At 74.4% G+C, this 4,742-nt stretch carries 7 protein-coding genes; 2 read left to right on the top strand and 5 right to left on the bottom strand.

What is annotated here, in order from left to right; genetic code table 11:
* Positions 1-153: 153 nt before the first annotated feature.
* Positions 154-546 (top strand): MFS transporter, encoded by a 393-nt coding sequence (locus ACWEVO_RS30420; RefSeq protein WP_452310906.1) that lies wholly within the window; start codon positions 154-156, stop codon positions 544-546.
* Positions 547-563: 17 nt separating this feature from the next.
* On the opposite strand, the gene ACWEVO_RS30415 is transcribed toward ACWEVO_RS30420, so the two are convergent.
* From ACWEVO_RS30415 to ACWEVO_RS30400, 4 genes are all read right to left on the bottom strand, one after another.
* Positions 564-827 (bottom strand): hypothetical protein, encoded by a 264-nt coding sequence (locus ACWEVO_RS30415; protein WP_452310905.1) that lies wholly within the window; start codon positions 825-827, stop codon positions 564-566.
* Between the two features lie 101 nt (positions 828-928).
* Entirely contained in the window at positions 929-1,390 is a 462-nt protein-coding gene (locus ACWEVO_RS30410) for an SRPBCC family protein (protein WP_452310904.1), read from the bottom strand.
* Between the two features lie 55 nt (positions 1,391-1,445).
* A complete protein-coding gene (locus ACWEVO_RS30405; protein ID WP_452310903.1) occupies positions 1,446-1,862 on the bottom strand; it encodes a DUF2795 domain-containing protein in 417 nt (138 codons plus the stop codon).
* An 83-nt stretch (positions 1,863-1,945) separates the two neighbouring features.
* A complete protein-coding gene (locus ACWEVO_RS30400; protein ID WP_452310902.1) occupies positions 1,946-2,923 on the bottom strand; it encodes a YihY/virulence factor BrkB family protein in 978 nt (325 codons plus the stop codon).
* 146 nt (positions 2,924-3,069) lie between these two features.
* Here ACWEVO_RS30400 and ACWEVO_RS30395 point away from each other — a divergent pair, with 146 nt between their 5' ends.
* A complete protein-coding gene (locus tag ACWEVO_RS30395) occupies positions 3,070-3,474 on the top strand; it encodes a ChaB family protein (protein WP_452310901.1) in 405 nt (134 codons plus the stop codon).
* Between the two features lie 59 nt (positions 3,475-3,533).
* Here the strand turns inward: ACWEVO_RS30395 and ACWEVO_RS30390 are convergent.
* A partial coding sequence (locus ACWEVO_RS30390; RefSeq protein ID WP_452310900.1) for an aldehyde dehydrogenase family protein occupies positions 3,534-4,742 on the bottom strand: 1,209 nt, incomplete at its 5' end.

The raw sequence follows: 4,742 nt of genomic DNA, 5'->3' as shown, positions 1-4,742 counted from the left end.
ACAACGAGACCCAGGGCACCCTGGGCATGCGCGCCCAGCAGGACTTCCATTCCCGTACGGTCCGCGACATGCTGCGCGACCTGGCCCAGTTCCAGCCGGGCGGTCGCCGGGCTCTGCGTCTCCGGCTACTGGGGCAGCCTGTTCGTCGGGCGGGTGGTGCAGGGGCTGGTCGCGGAACGGCGGGGCACCGCCCGGGTGCTGCGCGGCAGCCTGCTGGGCCTGGTCGCGGGCGCCGCGCTGGTCGCCCTGCCCGCCCCGGCCTGGGTGACGGTGGTCGGCCTGCTGGTGGTCGGCTTCGCCGCGGCACCGGTCTTCCCGCTGCTCACCCTCAGCACGGCGGAACGGGTCGGCGCGGCGCACGCGGACCGCGCCATCGGCCTCCAGATCGGCGCCGCCGGAGTGGGGGCCGCGCTGGTGCCGGCCGCCGTCGGGGTGCTGCTCGCGCGGACCACGGTGCTGGTGCTCGGGGCGACCCTGCTGGTGCTCACGGTGGCGCTGGTGGCGCTGCACGCCGCCGGATCACGCCAGCCGCGCCCGGCGGCCTGAGCCCGCCGGGCTGGCGTTCACATGTTGTCCGGGCCGGTCCGTCCGGTCGTCGACGGTCGGTACGCCCGGTCGGCGTCGGTCATCTCCTGGCGCTCGGCCTCCGGGCCGGCGCCCCGGTCCACCGCCTCGGGCCCGTGGCCGAACGTGGACTCCTCACCGGCGTCGTTGCCGGTGACGTCGTCGGCCTGCCCGTCGAGGGTCGACCGGGCGATCGCCCGGTCCAGCTCGTGCAGGGGAGTGCGGTCCTCGTCGCGCCACACGTGGCGGTCGTTGTCGGTCATTCCCCAGCGGTACCCGGGCCGGATGATCGCAAACGGCCGCCGACACGGCGATGGCCGCCGGGCGCGCCGGCGGCCATCGCGAATCCTGTGCGGGGGAGGGGTCAGGGGGTCGGCCGGTCGACCGAGCCCCGCCAGGCGCCGGTCTCCTGACCGCGTCGCTCGATGAACTGCTTGAACCGCTCCAGGTCGCCCTTGGCCCGCCGGTCCACCACGCCGAGCTTGTCGCCGGCCTGCTCGACCACGCCGTGCGGCTCGAACTCCATCTGCAGGGTGACCCGGGTGTGCCCCTCGTCGAGGCGGTGGAAGGTCACCACGCCGGCCTGCTGGGTGCCCTCGGTGGAGCGCCAGGCCACCCGCTCGTCCGGCAGCTGCTCGGTGATCTCGGCGTCGAACTCGCGCTTCACGCCGGCGATCTCCACCGTCCAGTGGGTCATCGTGTCGGAGAGCTGCCGGACCTCCTGGACGCCCTCCATGAAGTGCGGGAACTCCTCGAACTGGGTCCACTGGTCGTAGGCGGTCCGGATCGGGACGGACACGTCCACGTGCTCCATGACGCCGCTCATGTCGGGGATCCTCCTGTTCCGCCGGTGTCGTGTCGCGGATCGTGGGCCGGTCCGCTCACCAGCGCGTCGTCTCGTTCTTGTGCCCGAGTGCGGCCCACACCTCGGAAACCGTCTGGTAACGCGTGCCGTCGGGGAGGCCCTCCAGGGCGGCCACGATGTCGGCCGGCGCCTGGTTCTCCCGCGCGTTGGCCAGCAGCGCCTCGCGGTCCCCGGGCAGGGCGGTCATGGTGATGAACCGGCCGAGGCGGCTGCGCCCCTCGACGTCGTCCATGCTCATCCCCTGCGGGTTGCCGCCGCGACTCGCGCCTGCCGTCATCGTCTTGGGCTCCGGCTGGTCCTCGCCGGCCGGCTCCGGCTGGCGGTACTCCTCGACGCGCGAGCCGCCGGCGCCCGGGCCCTGCACGAGGCCGCTGACGTCCTGGCTCATGTTGTCGTCGACCCTCGGCGAGTGCTTGCTGTTGCCACGTTCCATGCCGACAGACATGCCCGGGAGGGCCGCCGGTAAACCGGGGCCGTGCCGGGCCGGGCGGTGGACCAGGAACCGGGGCGTACCGGTCAGGAGTCGGCCGGGGTGCGCGGCGGCAGGACCGGCTCCCCCGGATCGTCGTGGCCGGCCTGCATCACCCGGCCCCGCTGGAGTTCCGCGTTGACCTGCACGCCGAGCATCAGGGCGCAGTTGGACAGGTAGAGCCAGACCAGGAAGGCGATCACCGCGCCGAGGCTGCCGTAGGTGACGTCGTACGAGCCGAAGTTGGCGACGTAGAGGCCGAAGCCGAAGGAGGCGAGCACCCAGGCCACCAGGGCCAGCGCGCCCCCCGGGGTGAGCCAGCGGAACCGCGGCTGCCGGACGTTCGGGGCGATCCAGAACAGCAGCGACAGCAGCGTCATCGCCACCAGGGCCAGCAGCGGCCACTTCGCCACCGTCCACACCTGGCGGGCCAGCCCGCCGGCGTGCAGCCGGTCGCCCACCGCGTCGGTGACCGGGCCGCTGACGATCAGGCCGGTCGCCACCACCGCGAGCAGCAGCAGCGACAGCGCGGCCAGCCCGATCTGCACCGGCCGCAGCCGGTAGAAGGGCCGGCCCTCCTCGACGCCGTAGATCGCGTTGGAGGCCCGGGTGAACGCGCCGATGAATCCGGACGCCGACCAGAGCGCGCCGAGCAGACCGAAACTGAGCAGCACCCGCACCGGTCCGCGCTGGGTCACCACGCCGCGGACCACGCTGACGAAGGCGTCGTTGCCGACCACCGAGCCGGCCCCGATCTCGCGGGCCAGGCCGATCACCGTGTCCACCGTCCGCTCACCGTCGGAGACCAACCCGACCAGGGCGACCACCACGATGGTGGCGGGGAAGAGCGCGAGCACCCCGTAGTAGGTGAGCGCGGCGGCCCAGTCCGCGCAGTTGTCCCGCACGAAGTTCCGCGCGCTGCGGACCAGCACCCCGCGCCAGGTCGCCCAGCTGAGCTGGCGCATCCGCCGGGGAAGGCGGCCCCGCTGCCGACCGGTGACCACCGGCTCCGTCGTCGCCGCCATGATCCGCTCCCTCCGCCGCCCGGGGCGCACCTCCCGCGCGTGGCCCGGCGGTACCCCGTGGGGAAAATCGACAAACCGGGTGCCGGTTTGCCGTCCGGGCGTGGGGGAACCGTCAGGGGAACCCCAGCGAGACGGAGGAGGACGAGATGCCCGGGCGCGAGGTACTGCCCAGCACGCTGCGGCGCTCCCCGGCGAAGGCGCAGCGGACCTGGGAGAAGACGCACGACTCGGCGGTCGAGACGTACGGCGAGGGCCAGCGGGCGCACCGCACCGCGTTCGCCGCGGTCAAGCACGAGTTCGAGAAGGTCGGCGACCACTGGGAGCCGAAGGGCCGCAAGGGCCCGAGCGACCGGCAGGCCGCCGGCGGTGGCCCGGAACGGCGCGCCCCCACGGCCGCCGGCGTGGACGCCAACGCGCCGAAGGAACACCTGATGGAGGTCGCCAAGAAGCTGGACGTCCCGGGCCGGTCCCGGATGACCAAGCCGGAACTGGTCAAGGCGATCCAGAAGGCGAACGACAAGGCCACCCGCGAGGCGCGCGGCGGCCGCTGACGGCCGGCGACAGCACAGGAGCCCGGGACCGCGCAGGTCCCGGGCTCCCGTCGTAGGTGTCACCAGTGGCCGCCGCCGGGCGCCTCGATGTGCACCGTCTTCACCGTGCTGAACTCGTCCAGCAGTTCGGGGCCGTACCCGAAGCCCTGGCCGCTGCCGCGGCGCGGCTGCGCGGCGCCGCCCGGCGCGCCCCCGAACACCGCGTTGACCTTCACGGTGCCCACCGGCAGCTCCCGCCAGGCCCGCTGGGCGTGGCTCATCGACCCGGTCAGCACGGTCGCCGCCAGCCCGTACGGCGAGTCGGCGGCGCAGCGCAGCCCCTCGCTGAACGAGTCGACCACGACCACCGGAGCCACCGGCCCGAACGTCTCCTCGCGGACCAGGGCCATGTCGTGCCGGCAGTCGGTGACCACGGTGGCCGGGTAGAAGGCCCCCGGCCCGTCCGGTACCACCCCGCCGGTGCGCAGCTGCGCCCCCTCGGCCACCGCCGCGGTCACCTGCCCGTGCACGTGGTCCCGGTGCCGCCGGTCGACCAGCGGTCCGAGCTGGGTCTTCGGGTCCCGGCCGGGTCCGGTGGCGAGCGCCTCGGCGCGGTCGACCAGCGCGTCCACGAAGTCCTCGGCGATGTCCCGGTGCACGTAGATCCGCTCCACCGCGACGCAGATCTGCCCGGCGTTGGCGAAGCAGCCGACCGCCGCCTGCTCCGCCGCCCAAACCGGGTCGACGTTCGCGTCGACGACGAGCGGGTCGCTGCCGCCGTTCTCCAGCAGGACCTTCGCGCCGGTGCGGGCGCCGGCGGCGGCGATCGCCCGGCCGGTGGCGGTCGAACCCACGTGGGCGACCACGTCCACGTCCTGGCCGGCCAGCGCCGCGCCCACCTCCGCCCCGCCGGTGAGCAGGGAGAGCACCCCGGCCGGCAGCGCCGAGTCCAGCGCCCTCGCGAGCAGCCAGCCGGTGGCCGGGGTACGCTCGCTCGGCTTGTAGAGGACCACGTTGCCGGTGACCAGGGCGGCGCCGAGCAGCCCGCAGGAGACCGCCACCGGGTCGTTCCAGGGGGTGATCGCGGCGACCACACCGCGCGGCTCGGGGGCCATGAAGTCCATCGAGGACCGGCCGCCGTGCAGGGTCCGGCCGCCGCGCAGCGGCCCCAACTCCGCGTACTGCCGCAGGGTGCCGATGCCGGCGTCGACGCCACCGCGGGCGTCGTCCAGCGGCTTGGCCATCTCCGCCGAGGTGGACAGCGCCAGCTCCTCCGCCGCCTCGGCCAC

It is taken from the genome of Micromonospora sp. NPDC003776, assembly GCF_053605645.1.
This window is presented reverse-complemented; position numbering and strand designations above follow the sequence as displayed.